Raw genomic sequence first — 20,707 nt, 5'->3', positions numbered from 1 at the left:
CCAGTTGTTGGAAGGGGCGCAGGGAATAGATATCCTGGCACTCAACAACCCCCAACAACCAATTCAAAGCGGCGGCGCTACCATTCTCAGAAGTGATGGTAATATCCTGGCGGATGCCTTTTTTGATAATAGCCAGCTATTTGCTCTGAACCTCAACGACAGAGCCAGTAATTTCTTCAGCGCGATCGCCTTTCGAGTAGATCCCAGGCAAGCAGTAAGATTCGATCCGAACCCATCACTGGAAAGCATTCAAGCCAACATTAGAGACCACCGCAATATCCTCGCAGTGGACAGTCGTGCGGCTGATGTTGTTAAAACAGATGTTAAAAGCGGAAATGATAGCGGCGTGTCTCTGAATCCGTCCCCTACTGGTAATGGGAGTGAAACCTCACATCAAAACGGTGGCAATCCTCAGAACCCCAGCCAACCTCAAAACAGTACCACCACAGCAGCAGCGTCGCCCAATCCCGGTGTCGATCTCAAAACAGCTTCAGAAGTAGCAATTCAGGCGGGACTGAGTAACCTTTCCAGTTTGTCTAGCGTTTCCAACCCCAACTCGCTGACGGGGACGGCTTCACTTAGTAGTGCGGTCGATCTGCTTTTACGTGAAGGCAGGATCCTGGAGGCCAGACAAACTCTGGACTTGGCAATTGTCAAAGAACTGGACGGATATTTGGGTAATGTCACGGCACCAAAGGTGGGAACGGAAACAATCGCCAGTTTGACGGCAGAACAGCAGCAGCTTTACGTTAAGTACAACCAGATGGAAGAGCGATCGGCGCAAATTCAGACTGAGTTGAATGCACTGCGTCGCACACCAGAAAGTCAACGCAGTGCCGAGCAGGTAGAGCGAATTAATAAACTGCAAGCGCAACAGATAGAAGATAGCAAGGAATTCAAGCAGTTCATTAACAGTCCCAACGTAGCGAGTTTAGCTAAAGCTGTAAGCGAAGCATCCCTCAAAAAGCTGCAATCTGACCTGCGCGCTCAGGATCGCAATGCCGTGCTATTGTACCCCCTCATTCAGGACGATCGCCTGGAGTTGATTTTAGTTACGTCCGATGCCGAACCAATTCGGCGCACCGCCAGGGTGAGCCGGGCAGAACTGAGTCAAGCGATTAAGGAATTCCGCAATGCCTTAGAGACTGTTTACGATCCCTCAATCGATGCTAAAAGATCGGGGCAAAAACTCTACAACTGGTTAATCCAGCCGATCGCTGACGAGCTGGACAGAGTCAACGCCAAGACCATCTTATATGCCCCCTATGGTCAACTGCGTTATGTGCCACTAGCAGCACTCCATAATGGCAGGGAATGGCTGGTTCAAAAATATCGCATCAATAATATTACGGCAGCGAGCCTGCAAGACTTTAGTTTACAGACTCCCACAAGCCGTAGCATCCTGGCGGGTGCGGCGACGCAACGCTTGAGTTTCAAGATAGGCGATCGCCCCTTTAGTTTCTCTGGACTGCCCTTCGCACGGCGTGAAGTAGAGGCTCTAACCCAAATCATTCCTGATAGCGTGCAGCTACTGGATGCGGATTTCAGTCCAGAATCTACACAACGGCAATTGCGCAATCACTCACTGGTTCACATGGCAACCCACGCCGTATTTATGCCAGGTAAACCCGAGGATTCGTTCATTTTGTTTGGCAATGGCGAGCGCCTCACCCTTGCCGATGTGCGCAACTGGTCGCTCAAGAATGTCGATCTGGTCGTTCTTAGTGCCTGCGATACCGCCCAGGGCGAAACCTTAGGCAACGGAGAAGAAATTTTGGGCTTTGGCTATCTGATGCAGCAAGGAGGAGCAAGAGCAGCGATCGCTTCTCTATGGGCAGTGGATGATGGCGGCACCCAAGCATTAATGGATATTTTTTATACAATACTGAAGCGACCGAATATGACAAAAGCAGAAGCGTTGCGTCAAGCCCAAATCGCTCTAATTACAGGTAACTATGGCGTGCTTGGCACTGAAGGCGAGCGGATTGCTAAAAATATAGCCGACCGATTGCCAGTGACCGTGACTGAATATTTAGATCATCCTTACTACTGGGCACCATTCATTATGATTGGGAATGGACTCTGATGTTTAGGGGATTCGCCTCTTTGCGATCTTTCCTTCTCACAAAAACTGAAAATCTATTGATTTAGAGTTTCTTCGTGATAGAATCTCTGCTATACCGATCGGAGTAAAGTACAAAAAACTGGATTTTTCTCAAACTCTTCGGATCAACTCATGTTACGTGGAAGCCTTCGATCCCCTTTTTTCTGAGCAGTAAGCATCTCTCCTTCAAGCAGAAGGAGACAGAACTATGTTTGGCGCTTTGTCTCTGCGACACTTAGGTATGAAGATGCTTACAGGTCAACAGGGATTATTCCACGTGCTAGCTCGCAAAATTTTTGTTGTTACTTCTATGGATTATGTCTATGAAATCTGGAACTTTACCTAGTCTCTCCTCCAAAGCTGCAAGTTTTGCGCTGGATACATTGCGCGTTCACTATAATAATCTGGCAGCAGAATACGAAAGCTTGGCCTCCAATGCGCGTTCGCAACTGAAGCATATCGATGCCCTGCTCCAAAGCGTTCCCGTAACTCCAAAAAGCTTCGCTTTGGAGACGGTTAGCGTGCCCGCACAGCCAAAAGCAACAGCAGTCAAGGTGCCGGAATCGGTGGAACCAGCGCCAGCTAAGCCTGCAAAAGCTCCGAAACCAGCAAAAGCTGCTCCTCAAGCCTTAACTAAAGCTCCTAAGGCGGCAGCAGCAGCGATTACCAAAGCACCAGCTAAGTCAAAACGGGCTGAGATTATTTCTGTCGCTCCTCCGAAGGGAAAAGCAACCAAGGTAGCAGCAAAAGCTGTGGCAGCAGTGCCAAAGGGGAAAGGTGGTAGAAACGGCAAACTCACTATGAAAGCTCCCTATGGCAGTCTCACCATGCTCGATGCGATCGGCTCAGTCCTGGAGTCTAATAAGGGCAAACCCGTGAGCGCTGACAGCGTGGTCGATACACTATACGGTTCCTTGTCAGGGAATCAACTGAAAATCGCCAAGGATCGCGTGACCAAGAGTTTATCTAAGGGCAAGATTGAAGATCGCTGGGATAGAGTGCCCAATCAGATGGGTGTCTACACGCTGTCGCTCGCTTCGATGAAGTAATTGCAACACTGATAGGATAAGTCCAAAGCGATCGCCCTCCTGACTCTCACCTCTCTCTAGTAACCCAATTAATTTCGCCAGCCAGATTCGGCTTGGGTCAGGACATAGGTAGCCACGTCTTCGATCTCCCGATCGCTCAGGCGTTCTTTGTAGGCTGACATGTTGTTTTTGCCCTTGGCAACGATTTCGGCGATCGCGGCGACAGAATCCATTCCAAATTTTGAGAGCGCTTTAAGTTTGAGTGTCTTATTGCGCCGCACGATATTGCCACCGTTGGCGTGACAGCCAGCGCAATTGGCGTTGAATATCTCAGCACCACGAGCCAAATCTGCCGCGATCGCGGGCGAAGTGCAGGTTAGATTTAGCGCGGCTATGGTGAGGAATAGGATAGAAAGTAGTCTGGCGATCGTCTTTATCATGGATTGGTAACTCGTTGAGCGCGCAGATGCAGTAAGGACAGGAATTCTGATAACTCGACCAGTCCTTCTGCTTCCTGACGTTCTGCTGAGGACAGGACATTGCCCGCATCTTGGTAATCTAGCAAGGATTGAAGTCGTGCTTGAACTGCTTGGGGTAGCTGGAACTGGGTTAGTTCGATGGGGATCTCAATAACTTCAGGCATAAAGCGATAGGATTAATTCTGTAGGCTGATCGTATTGCTAGTGTAGCTAAAAATAACTGGGAATTAGGATCGAACTGGGATGGTAACAAAACTTTGGCAGTTTTTGACAACTGACATACGGGAACTTGTAAAGCCAGCAGAAGTAACAGAAAAGGGCTTAGACACTGGGAAAGAGCTAATTGAGCTTGCGGGGACTGTAGATGAAGAAGGTAAAAAGGTAGAGTGGTTGAAACCTTTCCTAGAGCAAGAAAATACGGCTTCCCTGCTGGAAATATTGACTTCGCCGGAAGCTAAATTGCTAGGTGGATTGGTGCCATTTGCGAATATAGCGATCGCTCTGACGAAATTCTATGCCGAAAAAACAAAAGAAGAACCAACGCTCGCTGATAGTGTTGTAATCGTCAGCATGATAGCTTACTGGAAAAGCTATGCCACCATCATAAAAGCTCCTGAGCAGAAAGAATTATACGAAAGGCTGAGCCAGGTGAAAGTTGGTAAGCAATTGGAGGCGATCGAGCTTAGTGAGGGGGAAGCTCAAAAAGCAATCACCTGCTTTCATGAATCAAAACTGGCAACCAAATTTAACGAGTACCTGACGGAAAATATTCAGAAAGCAGGCATTTATGTCGATAGGGCAAAAAGTCTGGCAGAAAGAGTGGCATGGAATGCGCATTGGTATGTCAATCAGGTTTTGGCAGAGGTAAGTAAAGGCGATGCCATTAAACCGCTGGCCGAGCTATATCGCAATGGCGGTAAGGAAATGCTGGAAAACCAGCAGAGCCTTGAGGATTATCTGACCGAATATATATCGCCCCATCCTACTACCGCCATACTTCAGAACAGGTGGAAGGTCATTGATGGTAAATTTGCGCTCCAGGATATCTACGTGCCGATGAAGGCATTGAAGGTAGATAAGAATGGCAATCTGGTCAGAAGTGTTGAAGATAATAGTGGCAACGAAATCGAGCAAAGCCCCTTCGATCTAGCGAATTGGGCTGAAGAGTTACTTTTGGACGTACAGAGATCGGATCGAGTGATGTTTATTCAGGGAGGGCCAGGGCGAGGGAAAAGTGCGTTTTGCAAAATATTTGCCAATTGGGTGCGAGAAAATTTGCATCCCCTCTGGACTCCTATTTTGATTCGCCTGCGAGATATCCCGAACCTGCAACAGAGCTTTGAAAACACGTTACGAGAAGCTGTGTCAGCAGATTTTGCGAAGAATGATGATGGCTGGCTGACCGATCGCAATACGCGCTTCTTATTTTTGCTGGATGGCTTTGATGAACTATTGATGGAGGGTAGAACCAGTGGTGGCTTAGAGCAATTTCTCAAGCAGGCAGGAGCGTTTCAGCGTGAGTGCGCTCAGAGCAAGGACATGCAGCATCGCTTCCTGGTTACCGGGAGACAACTAGCTTTACACGGTATTGAGCGCTTGCTACCCCAAAACTTCGAGCGAGTAGAGATACAACCAATGGATGCAGACCTTCAACATCGTTGGTTAGGTAAGTGGGCAGTGCTGGAGGGAGAACGCACGGCATCTGCATTTCAGTCTTTCTTAGAAAGTGATAATTGTCCCGAACGAGTCAAAGAATTAGCTAGAGAACCGCTATTAATATACCTGCTTGCAGGTATGCATCGAGATGGCGAGATCGCAACCGAGACATTTGCAGGGATCAGCGCAGTTAATGCCAAAGTCCTCATCTACGAAAAAGCTATTGATTGGATATTAACCAAACAACGCTGCGATCCATCTGGGCAAGATGTCAACAAAGAAATCACTGATATGGAGACTGCAACCCTCAGACGAATTTTGATGGAGGCAGGGTTGTGCGTGGTGCAGGCAGGTGGTGAATCTGCACCAATAGCTACAATTGCAGAGCGACTGAAAGATACAGAGGCAGGAACGAAACTTGAAGATGCTCGCAAAAAGCAAGGAGATGATGCCATCAAGAATGCTTTGGCAACATTTTATTTGCAACCCGCGAGTGGTAAAGAAGGCTCGGTAGAATTCGTTCACAAGAGCTTTGGTGAGTTTTTATGCGCGGAACGATTAAAAGAGAGTATTGAAGAATGGACAGTTCCAGGTAGAAAGGGCAAAGAATTTAACCTGGATACGAAGGATATGGATTCGCAGATTTACGATCTATTGGGTTATGGTGATTTGACTCCAGAGATCGTGGAATATCTGATGGCATTATTAATAAAAAGTGATGATTTTGCTCCTGTTAGCCTTTTCAAGCGACTAGAGGGATTTTATCTGCGCTGGTGCAATGGAGAATTTATAGACGCACCACCCGATGAGAATCTACCGCAAAAGAAAATGCGGTTATTGAAGGAACAACTTAAAGATCGAGATGGATCGTTGGGCTTGCGACAGGTAGATATTTTTACAGGCTTGAATGTCACGATCTTACTTTTGGAGTTGAATCGCTATGCCAAAGATAAAGACGAACTGAAAGATAAAATTGCTTTTTATCCCTGTGGAGAGAACAGTAAAGAGGGGTTTGAGGCAGATCGCTTGTTAAAAATTATCGGCTACAGCTATTGCATTGGGAGGAAAGCATTTGGTGAGACAGTCGGTAAATTCCTCAGTGGCGCAGACCTCAGTGGCGCAGACCTCATTGGCGCAGACCTCATTGGCGCAGACCTCATTGGCGCAGACCTCAGTGGCGCAGACCTCCGTGGCGCAGACCTCCGTGGCGCAGACCTCCGTGGCGCAGACCTCCGTGGCGCAGACCTCAGTGGCGCAGACCTAGAAAATATTAGTTGGGGTAATGATGATATTTCGGAAAGAGAGACAAATTGGGAAGATGCGCGGGGACTTGAGACAGCCAAAAATGTGCCTGAAGAGCTAAAGAGGCAGTTAGGAATATAAGGCTAGAAGCAACTCCCCAGGCAAGATTCGAACTTGCGACCAATCGATTAACAGTCGATCGCTCTACCACTGAGCTACTGAGGATTAATTTCAGACTTTTCTGATGATACACCAATGGGCGGTAATTATTACAAAATATTTTTTGGCAATGCGATGGGAATTGCCAGCTTGTAGGGGCAGCGCCTCGTGCCTCCCCCAAACTCCATCGCGATCCTACCGACTCTTATGCCTGCCACCCAGCGAAACCGTTAGGGAACCCGTCACGACAAATACCGCACCGAGCCAACCCAGGGGGGTGAGCGGATCGACAAGCGGAGAATTGTGCCAGAGTAGCGGCAAAATTGAGGTCGAGCATAAAGTTACCAAAGGTGTCAGGCTCAACACCGCACTCACCCGCGAAGCTTCCCAATGCTCCAGAGACTCCGCAAACGCGCCGTAGGCAAGCAACGTGTTGAGCGCACAAAATGCCAGTAGCCCCATTTGCCAAGGATTGACCGCTACCGCCAGAATTTTAGCGGGGGTTGCCATCGGGCTAAACAACAATACCGAACTGCCATAAATGCACAGCATAATTGCCGCAGAAGACAGGTGTTGCAAAAGCTGCTTCTGGGCGATCGCATAGATTGCCCAGGTAATCGCCGCCACCACCAGCAACGCACTCCCCATTAAATAGGTAGCCGAAGCAGCCGTCAGTAAAATTTTCAACTGCTCGTTAAAAAACATCGACAAACCCGTCACCATCACGCCCACCCCCACCCATTGCAGTTTGGTGTAGCGCTCCCTAAACACCACCAGCGATCCCACGCCAAACATCAGTCCCGCCAGTTGGATCAACACCTGCGAATTATTCGGCGTGGTCAAGTTCAACCCCGAGACAAATAAGATGTAGTTGCTTGCCAGACCGAGCGTAGCGATCGCCAGCAAACCCAATGCCGCCTTTAATTGCTTGAGGTTAGGCAATTGCCGCGTAGCGGTCAAATACGCTCCCAGAAGGATAAAAGAAACCAGAAAGCGAAACCAGGTAAGCGTATAGGCATCCAGGACACCCAGGATTATTTTGAGGGCAACAGCCAGCACTCCCCAGAGAACAACGGTTAAAAGTGCCAGCACCAAACCAAGCTGCCATCGTCCAGAACTACGATGCAATGGCATTATAACTTTCCCTCATAGTTGAATTTGCCTTTTCCCAAAGTCCGCGCAAGCAGACTTTGTTTGTTGAGCCGCGACTTCCAGCCGCCAGATAAAATTTACGATAAGCCGCGATCGCAAATATAAGGTTAACGTCCTACCAGCACATTAAACAAATACCAATGCTAATCTAATCTTGTACTGAAACTAATTTGGGTGAGTTTAATGGGCTTATATCTCTATGCCATCCTGCATGAAAAGGATCTACCTCCAGCGATCGCCACAAAGGGGATAGATAGTCAGCCCATAGAGTCTAAAGTGCTATCACCTTTTGTCGTGTTCTACAGCGAAGCCCAACAGGAACGCTACCTCGCCAGCCGCGCTAACCTGCTCGCCCATGAAAAAGCGATCGAAGCAGTGATGGAAGCCGTAGGTGTCAAGAAAGCCGTCCCCCTGCCCTTACAGTTTGGCCTGGTAGTAGAAGACTGGGAACAGGTCGATCGCGATCTAATTGCCGGACATCAAGATAAGTTGCAAGCTTTGCTCCAGAAGCTAATTGGCAAGCGCGAAGTCGGCATCAAATTATTCTGGGACGAACTTAAGGAATTAAATCTCGTTTTGGAAGCCAATGCCGATCTCAAGGAAAAGCGCGAAGCAATGGCAGGAAAGATGCTCAGTATGGACGAGGCGATCTCCATTGGTAGAGAACTAGAAGAAGCCCTGGAAGACCATAAGCAAGAAACGATCGACTCCTTTCTCAGCGTCCTGCAACCCCTCAGCCACGAATACGTAGAGGGAGAGCTACTAACCGCCAACATGCTCTACAATGCCGCCTTCCTAATAGACTGGGAGCGCGAACCGGAATTTGCCAAAGCGATCGACGCTCTCGATGCCAAGTTCGACAACCGCCTGCGCATCCGTTACAACAACTTTACCGCCCCATTTAATTTCGTCAAGATGGATGAGTAGCTCTTGAACTTTAGTTGTTGCTCATGCAACTGGATGGAAGTAAAAAGCTAAACCCAAAATAACGTAGGTGGCGAGCAGTAACATACCCTCCAGCCAGTTCGATCGCCCATCAGAACTAATCGAGTTGGCAATCAATACCGCCACTGCCACCGCCACCAGTTCAAATGGATTGAAATTCAGATCCATCGGCTGTCCCATCAGCCATCCCGCTAAGACTAAGACTGGCCCCACAAATAGAGCGATTTGCATGCTGGAGCCGACGGCGACGGATACGGATAACTCCATCTTGTTTTTCATCGCTACGGTCACAGCAGTGGTATGTTCGGCAGCATTACCGATAATCGGCAAGAGAATTACGCCCGTAAATAACGCGGTTAGCCCCAAGCGCGAAGTTGCTTCCTCAAGCGTATCTACTAATAGTTCGGACTCGATCGCCACCAGAACCGTCACCACCAGGAGCACCCCTACCCATAACCATAGATTGACCTTCTGTTCGGGATGTTCGCACGTGCCTTCAGCCTCAGAAATTTCCGCTACGCCCACGTCATAGAGATAGCTGTGCGTCTTCATAGAAAAGAACAAAGTCGAGACATATACCAGAATTAACACGACTGCAACGGCTACAGACAAGCTTTGCAAAGTCGATTCAGGAATCCCGCTTGACGTAAAATTCACAGCCGTCGGCAGCAAAATCGACACCACTGCCAGGTTCATAATCGAGGCGTTCACTCTGGCAAATAGCGGTTGAAATTCTTGCTCCTTATAGTACAGACCGCCCAGGAACATCGACAACCCCATCACCAGCAGCAAGTTGCCAATAATCGACCCCGTAATGCTGGCTTTCACCACGCTGACCAGTCCGGCATTTAGCGCGACTATAGCAATAATTAGTTCTGTGGCATTACCAAACGTGGCGTTCAGCAAACCGCCCCAGGACGGCCCCAGTACTACAGCTATTTCCTCCGTTGCCGTGCTGAGCCAACTCGCTAAGGGCACAATTGCCAATGCCGAAGTCATGAATACTATTAAAGAACCCCAGCCCAGGAAGTGAGCGGCGATCGAGATGGGGACGAAAACAAGCAAACCGTAGGAAATAAGATTTTTGATATTCATAAACTCTAAAATTGATGCCTCGATCTGACAGCTATTCTTCGCAATAAAACACCAGCCATACAGCGGGCATCAGTATGTTTTGCAGGACTTCACATTTGCGTGCTGAGAGTAAGATCGATCCCCCTTAGCCCCCTTCAAAAGGCGGGAATTCTAAATAAAGCCCCCTTTAAAGGGGGAGGGAGGATCTGAGTTGCATAAGTTCTGATTTTCAAACAACTGAAAGCTGAACGCTAAAAAAACATACCTACGGCGATTGCCTGGTTGGCGCGCGCTTTGTCGAAAGCTCGCTCTGGTTCAAAGAATCCTTGAGGGCTGGATTCTGAAACATGCTTCGGGTATCGGCCATCAGTTTATCTTGCCAGAGATTTTCCTTGAGAAAATCTTCTTTGCCATAGCGAGGATCGATCTTGAGTGCCTCTATGGCTGCTTTTATACCTTTGTCGCGATCGCCTTTGGTGTAAAAAGCGACCGCAAGAGCGAGTTTGGGTTCGGCGGCTTTATCTTCAGCAACAGCAGCCTGTTCGATCGCCTTTTCCCATTGTTTAACAGCTTTATCGGGATTGCCGCGTTCGTATTCCACCAGACCAATATTGTTGGTGGCTGCCCAGAATTTTTTCTCTATTTCGTAAACGCGCGCAAACTCGACCACTGCTTCATCGTAGCGTTTAGACATGTAATAGGCATTTCCTAGATCGAAGATTGCAGTTGGTTCTTTGGGGGCAATTACCAAACCTTGCTTGATCTTTTCAATAGCCTTAGGATAGTCACCCTTGCGGAGATGGGCAGAGCCGAGGCTAAACAAAATTGCGGGGTTATCTTTCTTGAGGTTATGCGCCGTACTTAGAGAAGCGATCGCTTTGGCATAGTCCTCTTTACGCAGATACAGACTGCCCAGGACAGCTTGGGTTTGATAGGCTTGGGGCGCTAGTTGTACGGCCAAGCGAGCGCGGGGGAGTGCGAGATCGTATTGCTCGAATTGCGCCAGTTGCGCGGCATCTCTAGCCAGAGCTATACCCTGTTCCTCTAAATTGCCAAAATTCAATTTTATGGCATGGGGTACTAGAGCTTGGGCATTGACTGCCGCAACACCCACAGGTGCCACGCCACAGCCTAGGGCAACTAAAATAGCAGCGAAGTAAGAGCGATGTCGCACAATATTAATCCCCACAACTTTGGTTAATTTATCTAAAATCATAGTCCTGCTTGGGCAATAGTCCAGAATCAAATACAGTCTAAAGCAAGTAGCCAAGGATAGTGCTTTTTGGGAGCGATCGTTACCGACCCCTAATATTAGGATAGCGTGCCCCAAATAATAGCTTAATGAAATTAGACAAACAACCAAATTTGGGTCTGGCGATATGCATTTTCCTAGAATTCTTAATGCTACCCTAGATCTGCAAGGTTAAAAATTTAATGGAATATTCTAGCAATGACAGGGAAATCTTCGCTGAGGCGATCTACTTTGATTTGCCTAGCTGTATCTGCAGCACTCTGTTCCACACAACTTCCCAGTAGCGCTAACACAGGGGCAAAAACACCGTCGAGTAGCGTCGCTTTATTACCAGAGCCATCTACTTTTAAACCAGAATTGCCCCCACTCGATGCTAGCGCCATGCTAGCAGCAGCGGATACTCGGTTGGTAGTCCGCTTGGGCGAGCGACGGGTCTACGTCTACCAAGGTGATGAGGTGAAGGTAAGCTATCCAGTAGCGGTGGGTAGAGCAGGTTGGGAAACCCCCAGGGGCAAGTTTAAAATCCTGCGCATGGAAAAAAATCCTGCCTGGAAAAATCCTTGGACGGGGGATGTGATTCCACCAGGTCGTAATAATCCGATGGGGGAACGGGCGATCGACTTTTATACCGATGGGCGCAACTACGCCGCATTTCACGGTACGCCCAATGAGTCGGTAATCGGGCAAGCTGTGTCTCACGGCTGCATCAGGATGCGCAATGCCGATATCCGCGCCATGTACGACATGGTCGCAGAAGGTACTGAGGTACTGGTCGAGCATTGATTGCAAATATCCCCAAGGAAACTTTTAACTAGCTTCCCTGGGGATATCTTTAGAGATTGAATTAATGCGATTAGCCAAACGCAGCCTGCAATTACCAGGTACGAGGTACGGGTGCGGGCGCGGGCGCGGCGGGTGCGGGAGGAATGACAGGTGGCTCCGATTTCTCAACTACAATTTCCTTCTTCACATAGAAGGACATCGCACCGACTACAGGAATCGTAGACAGGCAGCACTCGGGCTTGTACCAAACCCGCGAACCGGACTTAAGGCCGACGCTGGCAGGGCTTTCTATGGACGTGCACCACTTGCGGGTATCGTGAACGGCAAAAACATCTGGTGTTTCGGGTACGCCAGGTTTAGTCACCTCAACAGCGCCCCCGCTATAGATACCTTGGATGACATTTTTGTTGTAAAGAGTGGCAGAGGTACCAACTTTAAGATCGTATTTACTAAACATCCAGGTGGGTACATAATAATCTCTGGATGTCCCCTGGCTATCTTTGAAGGTAACAATGTTACCGTCAATTTTTTCGATTACCTGCATTGAGCTGCTGTCGATATACTCGGGTTCGGGGGCAGCGAAAGCTGGCGCGGCTGCTAGAGCAGCGATGCTAGCTAAAATTGATAGTGTAAATCTTTTAATCATCTTGCTTAACTCCTCAATATCTACTTACACCAGTTGTGTTGGTATTTAAGCACTTACTATAAAGATTACCATAATCCCGCTCCGAAGCGATAATTAGCAGCAATTGGGCAATATTAATGCAGTTTGCGCCGCTCTACCCCTTGATATACCGCGTTTTACAGCCGTTATTTCCTAATTGCCTTTGGTCGGGCGATCGCAATAGTAAGGCGATCGCTCTGACCTTCGACGATGGCCCACATCCCAGTCATACGCCTGCTTTGCTTCAGGTATTAGAAAAATATGGTATAGTGGGTAACTTTTTTTGGTTAGGTGCATGCGTCGATCGCGCCCCAGAAGTAGCTAGATCCGTTTCCCAGCAAGGGCATTGGCTGGGATTGCACGGATACGATCACAGCAATTTCCCGCTATTACAACCCGAAATATTGCAACAAAACTTAACAAAAACTCGGATAGCGATCGCCAGAGCCTGCGATCTTGACTCCACACAAATACGAGATGTCAGACCCCCCAACGGTGTATTTACACCAAAAACGCTGAAACTATTACATCAGTGGCAATATCGCCCCGTAATGTGGAGCGTAGTACCCGAGGACTGGACGAGACCAGGGGTCAGGACTGTGGTGCAACGAGTCATGCGGCAGGTGCAAAATGGCTCGATTATTGTTTTACACGATGGCATGCATGGCGGTCAGGATGTGGCAGAGACCACTGCACAACTCGTGCCGCGATTGCTGGAACGCGATTACAAATTTGTCACTATAAAAACACTATGGGGATGTCATGCATCCCCATAGTGTCAATAATTTAGGCGATACTAAACCTCGATCTGTTACCCCTTTGCTCGCAGTCTGCCTACGCAGACTTTATTTGTATAGCCGCGACTTCTAGTCGCCAGGCAATATAGAGGGACAATTCGTGCGGATTTGGTATTACATCATGCCCATGCCGCCCATGCCACCCATACCGCCCATGCCACCCATGCCGCCCATGCCAGGATCGCCAGCGGCAGACTTCTTCTCAGGCTTATCAACTACCAAAGCTTCGGTAGTCAGCACCATACCTGCTACAGAAGCAGCGTTTTGAATGGCCGAGCGGACGACCTTAGCAGGGTCGATGATGCCGCTGGCAATCATATCAACGTATTCAGACTTGAGCGCGTCAAAGCCGATGTTAAAGTCTCTTTCCTTAACATTCTCTACAATGACGGTGCCTTCTAAACCGGCGTTGTCAGCAATCTGACGCAGGGGAGCTTCTAAAGCCGATGCAATAATGTCTGCCCCCACTGCTTCCTCATCAGTAAGACTGGCTTTTAGCTCCCGGACGTATTTAACTAAATGAACCAGGGTAGCCCCACCACCGGGTACGATGCCTTCTTCAACCGCTGCACGGGTAGCATTGAGCGCGTCTTCAATGCGGAGCTTGCGATCTTTGAGTTCGGTTTCGGTCGCGGCACCAACTTTAATCACGGCTACGCCACCGGCTAGGCGAGCTAAACGCTCTTGCAGTTTTTCGGTGTCGTACTCAGAATCGGTTTCCTCTAGTTCGCGACGAATCTGAGCGATGCGCTTGTCAATATCGCTCTTGTTACCAGAGTCAGCCACAATTGTGGTCTTGTCTTTAGTAATCGTGACCTTACGCGCTGTCCCTAACATATCCAGAGTCGCAGTTTCTAGATTCAGCCCCATTTCCTCGGAGATCATTTGGCCGCCAGTGAGGACGGCAATATCCTGTAGCATGGCTTTGCGGCGATCGCCAAATCCAGGAGCCTTAATTGCAGCAATGTTCAGCGAACCTCTGAGCTTATTGACTACCAGGGTTGCCAGGGCTTCCCCTTCGACATCCTCGGCAATTACAACCAGGGGCGAACCGCTGCGCGCTACCTTTTCCAAAACAGGAATGAGTTCCTGGATCACGTTAATTTTCTTGTCAGTGATCAGCAATTTGGCATTTTCGAACTCGGTCACCATGCGCTCTGAATCGGTGACGAAGTAGGGCGAAATGTAGCCGCGATCGAATTGCATGCCTTCTACAACTTCAAGTTCTGTAGCTAGGGATTTAGACTCTTCAACCGTGATCACGCCATCTTTGCTCACCTTATCCATGGCATGGGCAACCATGTCCCCCACTTCAGTGTCGTTACCAGCAGAGATGGTTGCTACTTGAGCGATCGCATCACCTTCAACGGGTTTAGCATGGCTGGCAATTTTCTCTACCAAGCTAGCTACCACTTTCTCCATGCCACGGCGAATATTTATAGGGTTAGTACCAGCCGCAACGTTGCGCAAACCTTCGCGAATTATTGCCTGGGCTAAAACTGTAGCGCTTGTAGTACCGTCACCTGCAACATCGTTGGTCTTGGCGGCTACTTCGCGGATTAGTTGAGCGCCAGTATTTTCCAGAGGATCTTCTAACTCAATTTCCTTGGCGATCGTGACGCCGTCGTTGACAATTTGGGGAGCGCCGTACTTTTTCTCAAGCACGACATTACGACCCTTAGGCCCGAGCGTGACTCGCACAGCATCAGCCAGGGAGTTAACGCCTCGTTCGAGGGCGCGTCTGGACTCTTCATCAAATACAACTTTTTTAGCCATGATATTTCTTTGAATTTGGTTATTAGTTCTTTAGTTTGCTGTCATTGATTGCTAGCTCCTGAGGTTAGTTATAGCTATAGCCAGTAGGCTTAGGACGGGGTGCAGGAGTTTCACCCCTGCGTGGGGGCTGCGCCCCCACACCCCCTGTCATAACAGATCTGTCGGCTATAACTAGGAGTAGCTAACTAAACGAGTCTCTATTCCACAATCGCCAGGATATCTTTTTCACTGAGGAGCAGGTAATCGACATTGTCAACCTTGAGTTCGGTACCCGCATACTTGGAGTACATCACCCGATCGCCTACTTTTACTTCCAAGGCCACGCGATCGCCCTTATCGCTGAGCGCTCCGGGGCCAACAGCCGCAACCTCACCCACCTGTGATTTTTCCTTTGCAGTATCTGGCAAGAAAATGCCACCAGCAGTTTTCTCTTCTTTGGCAACTACTTTAACCAGCAGGCGATCGCCCAATGGTTGCAGCTTACTTCCTTGCAGCGTTAACGATGCCACAGTATAGACCTCCCTGAAATTTTGAGACTTTGTAATGGCTTTGCGCGCGTGCAACTACTGCGTTACGCGACTTAGCACTCTACCTGTATCGAGTGCTAATATACTGCAAATTTTGCACCCAAGCGATTCGGGTTCCCGTACCTGCGATCGAGGAAAAACTAAAAAGAGGGCACATCTTACGATGTGCCCTCTAAACATACAGCCCCAAGCCACCTGGTTTTAGAGGAAGGTGTGAGAGCTGCGCAAGAGCGTGGGAACCGCTTCACCTCTCCCTAACAGGACTTCGTAGCGCTATAGCGCTTTGCAATTGAGAAAGGGGTTAGTTTATGGGGTGAAGGGGTTCCACCCCTTCTTGGGGGCAACGCCCCCAAACCCCCTTCTCGTTTTCATCTGAAAACCGCTATAGCGATGCTAAATCACTTTAGGACTTAGGAACCGTGCTGTTCTAATCAACGCTGATGCTACCAATATAGGTGCCCACCGCTTTAGATCTTACTGGTTTAAAGCTAGGCACGACGAGCGACTTGTCTTGCTTGGTAAGGCGGTTGTACAGTTCCATGGTATTGGGGTAGTTGGCTGCCGGGAAGGCTTCATAGCGGTTGTACGGCACCACATCCTCACCAAAAGCATCAAGGTATTCGCGACTATTGACCAGCTCGGAGACAAAGGCTTTAACACCTTTGTTTGCCAAGGTTATGTTGTATTTGCGAATCTCGGCTTGATCTAGGGGAGCACGTCCGAGGAAGTGCTTGGTGCCAAGCTCGATCACCTTAGTGTTGGGGAATGGCGTATAGAACTCCTTGATGTACAGATCGGAGGTACCTAAAGCCAGGATAAATTCCTTGACGGAAATATCACCATTAGCCAGCTTAGTCACAAAGACACTAAACTGGTCGTCTGCAACGTAGGCATCCATGTCGCGCTCGAATACCTGACGATAGGCGGCACGTGCCAAATTCTGCACTGTTACAGGATCGAGATTGGTTAGCTTGAAGACCTTGGTTTGTACCCGCTTGTCACTGACACCTTGCTTGATCCGGCTTTGGATAGCAACTTCAGAGCGTATTTCTGACACTTGACCCAACTCAATAAACCGAGGTGTGCCTTTAGCTGGTTGACTGGAGGAACCCTTGCCCTTATAAGCGATCGAAGCCGCACGGGTGCGCAGCGCTACCCCAGATGGAGTGAGATAGCGTTCGTAGGGCACTGTATCTTCACCAAAGGCTTGTTCGTATTCTTTGGTATCGAGAATGGCATCAACCAGAGCGTAGAAGCCCTTCTTGGCAGAGATGTCAAAGTAGGCATTCATTTCATCGCGACCGTAGGTGGGGCGACCCAGGAGGCGGCGGTGAATGTACTCGATTGCCTTACAGACGTATAGTTTCGTCCAGTAGCGATCGCGGAACGTACTCGACTTCGCCAACCGACGCACGAATTCGCGTACGGTGATATCGCCGTTTTCCAGCCTGATCTCTTCCACAGTTAGCCGCTGTCCGGCATAGGGAACGAACCCGATCGCCTGGAGATAAATTGCCTTAATTACAGCTTGAGTAGAGGTTTCCGCAAACTTGATACTGACATTCTTGTCATATTTTCTGCCTTTAAAGGCTGGTAATTGATCGAGCTTGAATACCTTGGGACCTAACGTACCAGGAGCCTCGCCAGATGCCTTCGGATTGCCCAGTTCATTTTGAATGCCAGGACCATTGCGAATCAAAATACGGTGTGTATCCTTGCCAAATGGAGCGGGGGTGGCAGTGGGGTTTCTAGTTTCTTTGGGGAAAATGGCACCAAATTGAATTTCCAACGGATCGTTGCCCGAACCATAGACGTGTTGATCCGGCAATGGGTGTTCGTAGGAAGCAAATAGGGTAATGAATTGAGGTGTTTTGCGGAATGGGGCAGAATATCTATAGAGATCGAACTGCGCGCCCCAGTTACGGCAAGTTTGCGCTTCTTGACCCAAGCCGCGCTGATAGGGGACGGTTTCTTCGCCAAAGTAGTCGCTGTACTCGGTGGAGTTAACCAGAGCATCAACTAAAGCTGATAAGCCACCCTCAGAAACGATCGCAAAGTATTTTCGCACTTCTTCGCGGCTTTCTGGCGATCGCCCGAGAAAATGCTTAAACGCCAGCTCTAAAGCGCGGGAGTTGACAAACGGCAGGAAGAACTGATCGCGATACAGGGGCGAGTTACCCAAGCGCCGCACGAACTCGCGCATGGAGATTTCGTTATTTTTCACCTTGGACTCTAGCTCAGAGATGCCAAGGCTGTAAGCACGGGTAATATCGCGCTCGAAGATTTGGCGGTAAGCCGCCTTGACTGCCTCATTCTTCTCAAGGGCTGATAGACCGGGCTTCATCACAAATTTCTGGCGGCGCTCGGCGGTATTGAAATAGATTTGAGGCAGTGACATACCTTGCAAATCGGTGGAACTGCGCTGACGTACTTTGGGTGATGGGGTGGCTGCTTTGAATTCAGCGATCGCCACATCCAGGTACTGCGAAACGATCGCTACTGCTTCTGCATCGTTCCTGACGTAGCCGATCGCGACCTGCTTCATTTCCTGCAGCGCTACTACAACGGCATCAGCAGAACAAGCTGCTTCGATCACTTCGCGCAAACCCCTGGTATTCATGGCGAGGATGTTGGGATCGCCTGCCACAATTGCGTAGGTGGTATAGCGTAAGAACCAGCTTATGTCCCGCATGGACTTCTTCATGCGCTCCGGTCCGTAGCGAGCAATATTGATGGGGCGGAAATTGGGGGGAGTATCGACCGAAGCCACAGTACTGAAGAAAGACTTGATCGAACCCAAGAAGCCTCCGCCTGCTTCCGCATAGGTTACCGTGCCGAGCGACATACCGCGCTTGGTATCGACTGGCAGGCCATCTTGACCTAATTGCACGGGTTCGGCCTGCTTGGGCTTTTCTAGGAAAGACATGGCCGAGCCGCCTGTAAAGATCCTGCCAGCAGCGCGAGAAACAATAGTGTCAGAGTTTTGTGTCAGGATCGCAGCAATCTCAAGACGCTTTATGCCGGACTGGAAGTAGGCATTCAGGTCTTCCAGCTCAGAACGCCCAGGGAACCGATCCTGTTGCTCTACCTGCGAGATTGCGGACGTTACGGCTGTTTGATATAACTTAGGACGGGCGTTTACGGCTCCGCTTGATGCTGTAACACTCATTTATTTACCTTTTCGTTTATATATAAAAAACATGAATTTATGAGGCGCGGCATTCGCTTGAATTATGACAATTTCACAAACAACCAGACAAGTTGCTGGGCAAGCCGTCAATAATTCAACCTATATCGCACAAGTATAAAAGGCTGCTTAATCTATCAGACCAGAAAATCGACCCTTTTCAGCCAAGAAAAACTTAATTATGAAGATAAGTTTTGTAAAGTGTAGTCTATGAACAATTAAAAGACTACTGCGTCTTCTCTCAGAATTTGCCATAGCAAGCGATCCGAACGAGCGTACAAGCAGGTTGAGGTGCAAGTTTCATCAATCTTGACCGCTACGAGTCCAGGCAAGCCCCGTTGTTCTAGTTGCTCGAAAATCCATCGTGCTATTTCCTCGCTGGTTGGACTTTCGAGTCCAGTGGTCTTATTAAGGAAATGATGGTCTAAATATTCGTCTAGCAGTGGTTGCAGGAATTGCTTAATGTCGCCGTAGTCCATTACCATGCCGGATTTTGCGCCATCATTAAGAATGGTACCGCTGACATAAACTACGCCGCGCCAGCTATGCCCGTGCAAGCGGGCGCATTTGCCGTCATGGTGGGGCAGTTCGTGGGCGGCTTCAAATCGAAATTCTTTACCAATTATCCAGCGATCGCTCATGCCACACCTATATACTTATGGGTCTGAAGTGAAAGTCGGTAGGAGTGTTTTTGGCGCAGCATGTTCGCGATTATAGGAATGGTGCGATCGCGCTCGTGCCATTCCGGTTGGAGAAAGATGGGGCGATCGGACGCAATATTTAAGTAATCCTGGTAATAGTCTAATTCCTTGCCCGTACTAATCACCAACTTGATTTCATTGGCTCGCTCCCAAAATGCTACCTGCACGGGGAAATTGGCATTGACATGTTGTTTGGGTGAAAGTGTAATCCAGGTTTCCGGTGCCACGTCTTGCCAAAATGCACCAGAGGTTTCGATGCTAACTTGCTTGCCCAGATCTAAGATTGCCCTTACCAGATCCGGCAGATGCCTGTGGATAAATGGTTCGCCGCCGCTAATTACAACTCGGGGGGATTCGATCTCTTTGAGTAATTCCGAGAGCGATCGCATTTCTCTCGGTGTATGTTTGCCACCATCACTGTACCCGGTGTCGCACCAGGGGCAGCCAACCGGACAGCCAGCTAGACGAATGAAATCAACTAACGAGCCCACCCAGAAACCTTCACCTTGAACGGTACTTTGAAAGGTTTCGTGGATGGGAAATTCTAATTCTGCAAATGGCATAGCCGATTGGTGCGGGACGGGATAAGAGCGATCGACCTCCTGGGGCTAGATCCTAGCACAATTAAATTTTTTCACTTACCGTGCTAAATACTCAACCCTATACATCCCGCCCCTATCCAGGTTAGCTAGCTACATTGACCTTCACGACTTTTGTCTTTTCCGGTTCAGCTTTTGGTAAGCTGAGGTTGAGAATACCATCTTTGTATTCTGCTTCTACCTTATCGTTCTGAACGTGTGCGGTCAGAGGAATGACCCGACGGAATTGACCGTAGCGAAACTCAGTACGCTTGTATCCTTTTTCTTCTGTTTCTGTTTCGGATTTGCGTTCGCCGCTAATGGATATGCTATCCGCTGTTACCTCAATGTCTAGATCCTTGGCTTCGATGCCAGGTACCTCTAGCTTGAGTTGGAAAGCTTCAGGAGTTTCTTTTAATTCCACCGGCGGGATAAAAGTTCCCAGTTCTCTACCTGTAGTCGGAAGCATGGTATCGAACAAGCGGTTCATTTCCCTCTGAAGGCTATCAATTTCCCTAAACGGTTCCCAACGAATGAGCGACATACTTGACCTCCTGATTAAGGAAGATTTGGTTTACTTAACTTGAAGATTTCTCTTCATTT

General features: G+C 48.9%; 19 protein-coding genes and 1 tRNA gene. 7 read left to right on the top strand and 13 right to left on the bottom strand.

From position 1 onward, the window contains the following. Positions 1–7 precede the first annotated feature (7 nt). From PSE6802_RS28565 to PSE6802_RS0110945, 3 genes are all read left to right on the top strand, one after another. Positions 8–2,086 carry a CHAT domain-containing protein gene (locus PSE6802_RS28565; RefSeq protein WP_156815489.1) on the top strand — a complete coding sequence of 693 codons (2,079 nt, stop codon included), beginning with the start codon at positions 8–10 and terminating at the stop codon, positions 2,084–2,086. A 226-nt stretch (positions 2,087–2,312) separates the two neighbouring features. Further along, positions 2,313–2,450: a hypothetical protein gene (locus PSE6802_RS34025; protein WP_019500109.1), complete on the top strand. Its 138-nt coding sequence runs from the start codon at positions 2,313–2,315 to the stop codon at positions 2,448–2,450. Further along, entirely contained in the window at positions 2,428–3,153 is a 726-nt protein-coding gene (locus PSE6802_RS0110945; RefSeq protein WP_019500108.1) for a hypothetical protein, read from the top strand. The genes PSE6802_RS34025 and PSE6802_RS0110945 overlap by 23 nt, the downstream gene beginning before the upstream one ends. Before the next feature lie 68 nt (positions 3,154–3,221). Here the strand turns inward: PSE6802_RS0110945 and petJ are convergent, their stop codons facing one another. Further along, positions 3,222–3,572: a cytochrome c6 PetJ gene (petJ, locus tag PSE6802_RS0110940; protein WP_019500107.1), complete on the bottom strand. Its 351-nt coding sequence runs from the start codon at positions 3,570–3,572 to the stop codon at positions 3,222–3,224. Continuing rightward, positions 3,569–3,775 carry a hypothetical protein gene (locus PSE6802_RS0110935; protein WP_019500106.1) on the bottom strand — a complete coding sequence of 69 codons (207 nt, stop codon included), beginning with the start codon at positions 3,773–3,775 and terminating at the stop codon, positions 3,569–3,571. Before PSE6802_RS0110935 ends, petJ begins: the two co-directional genes overlap by 4 nt. Positions 3,776–3,854: 79 nt before the next feature. On the opposite strand from PSE6802_RS0110935, the gene PSE6802_RS0110930 reads away from it, so the two are divergent. Beyond that, positions 3,855–6,650, top strand: coding sequence for an NACHT domain-containing protein (locus PSE6802_RS0110930; protein ID WP_019500105.1), 2,796 nt, complete (start codon positions 3,855–3,857; stop codon positions 6,648–6,650). A 12-nt stretch (positions 6,651–6,662) separates the two neighbouring features. On the opposite strand, the gene PSE6802_RS0110925 is transcribed toward PSE6802_RS0110930, so the two are convergent. Continuing rightward, a tRNA-Asn gene (locus PSE6802_RS0110925) sits at positions 6,663–6,734 on the bottom strand. A 129-nt stretch (positions 6,735–6,863) separates the two neighbouring features. Next, the gene (locus PSE6802_RS0110920) at positions 6,864–7,802 is read right to left on the bottom strand and encodes a DMT family transporter (protein ID WP_019500104.1); all 939 of its coding nucleotides are present in this window, start codon (positions 7,800–7,802) and stop codon (positions 6,864–6,866) included. A 201-nt stretch (positions 7,803–8,003) separates the two neighbouring features. On the opposite strand from PSE6802_RS0110920, the gene PSE6802_RS0110915 reads away from it, so the two are divergent. Continuing rightward, positions 8,004–8,747 (top strand): GvpL/GvpF family gas vesicle protein, encoded by a 744-nt coding sequence (locus tag PSE6802_RS0110915; RefSeq protein ID WP_019500103.1) that lies wholly within the window; start codon positions 8,004–8,006, stop codon positions 8,745–8,747. A 21-nt stretch (positions 8,748–8,768) separates the two neighbouring features. Here PSE6802_RS0110915 and cax read toward each other — a convergent pair whose 3' ends face one another. Continuing rightward, a complete protein-coding gene (gene cax, locus PSE6802_RS0110910) occupies positions 8,769–9,860 on the bottom strand; it encodes a calcium/proton exchanger (protein ID WP_019500102.1) in 1,092 nt (363 codons plus the stop codon). Positions 9,861–10,104: 244 nt separating this feature from the next. After that, positions 10,105–11,055 carry a tetratricopeptide repeat protein gene (locus tag PSE6802_RS0110905; RefSeq protein WP_019500101.1) on the bottom strand — a complete coding sequence of 317 codons (951 nt, stop codon included), beginning with the start codon at positions 11,053–11,055 and terminating at the stop codon, positions 10,105–10,107. Between the two features lie 234 nt (positions 11,056–11,289). Between PSE6802_RS0110905 and PSE6802_RS28560 the strand changes: the two genes are divergently transcribed. Then, positions 11,290–11,874, top strand: coding sequence for a L,D-transpeptidase (locus PSE6802_RS28560; protein WP_036945617.1), 585 nt, complete (start codon positions 11,290–11,292; stop codon positions 11,872–11,874). Positions 11,875–11,965: 91 nt separating this feature from the next. On the opposite strand, the gene PSE6802_RS0110890 is transcribed toward PSE6802_RS28560, so the two are convergent. Continuing rightward, positions 11,966–12,520 (bottom strand): hypothetical protein, encoded by a 555-nt coding sequence (locus PSE6802_RS0110890; RefSeq protein ID WP_019500098.1) that lies wholly within the window; start codon positions 12,518–12,520, stop codon positions 11,966–11,968. Between the two features lie 116 nt (positions 12,521–12,636). On the opposite strand from PSE6802_RS0110890, the gene PSE6802_RS0110885 reads away from it, so the two are divergent. Next, a complete protein-coding gene (locus tag PSE6802_RS0110885; protein ID WP_019500097.1) occupies positions 12,637–13,314 on the top strand; it encodes a polysaccharide deacetylase family protein in 678 nt (225 codons plus the stop codon). A gap of 135 nt (positions 13,315–13,449) precedes the next feature. On the opposite strand, the gene groL is transcribed toward PSE6802_RS0110885, so the two are convergent. The 6 genes from groL to PSE6802_RS0110855 form a co-directional block, all read right to left on the bottom strand. Further along, positions 13,450–15,111 (bottom strand): chaperonin GroEL, encoded by a 1,662-nt coding sequence (gene groL, locus PSE6802_RS0110880; protein ID WP_019500096.1) that lies wholly within the window; start codon positions 15,109–15,111, stop codon positions 13,450–13,452. A 197-nt stretch (positions 15,112–15,308) separates the two neighbouring features. Next, positions 15,309–15,620, bottom strand: a complete 312-nt coding sequence (gene groES, locus PSE6802_RS0110875; protein WP_026103227.1) for a co-chaperone GroES — start codon at positions 15,618–15,620, stop codon at positions 15,309–15,311. 445 nt (positions 15,621–16,065) lie between these two features. Continuing rightward, positions 16,066–18,807 carry a phycobilisome rod-core linker polypeptide gene (locus PSE6802_RS0110870; protein ID WP_019500094.1) on the bottom strand — a complete coding sequence of 914 codons (2,742 nt, stop codon included), beginning with the start codon at positions 18,805–18,807 and terminating at the stop codon, positions 16,066–16,068. Positions 18,808–19,043: 236 nt separating this feature from the next. After that, complete coding sequence (gene queD / locus PSE6802_RS0110865) at positions 19,044–19,466, bottom strand: 6-carboxytetrahydropterin synthase QueD (protein ID WP_019500093.1); 423 nt, start codon at positions 19,464–19,466, stop codon at positions 19,044–19,046. After that, positions 19,463–20,089 (bottom strand): 7-carboxy-7-deazaguanine synthase QueE, encoded by a 627-nt coding sequence (locus PSE6802_RS0110860; RefSeq protein ID WP_019500092.1) that lies wholly within the window; start codon positions 20,087–20,089, stop codon positions 19,463–19,465. The genes queD and PSE6802_RS0110860 overlap by 4 nt, the downstream gene beginning before the upstream one ends. A 121-nt stretch (positions 20,090–20,210) precedes the next feature. Next, positions 20,211–20,648 (bottom strand): Hsp20/alpha crystallin family protein, encoded by a 438-nt coding sequence (locus PSE6802_RS0110855; RefSeq protein WP_019500091.1) that lies wholly within the window; start codon positions 20,646–20,648, stop codon positions 20,211–20,213. Positions 20,649–20,707 lie beyond the last annotated feature (59 nt).

Origin of the sequence: Pseudanabaena sp. PCC 6802 (assembly GCF_000332175.1) — a bacterium.
Classification (GTDB): Bacteria; Cyanobacteriota; Cyanobacteriia; order Pseudanabaenales; family Pseudanabaenaceae; genus PCC-6802.
The sequence above is the reverse complement of the archived record's forward strand: the minus strand, read 5'-3'. Positions and strand labels throughout refer to the sequence as shown.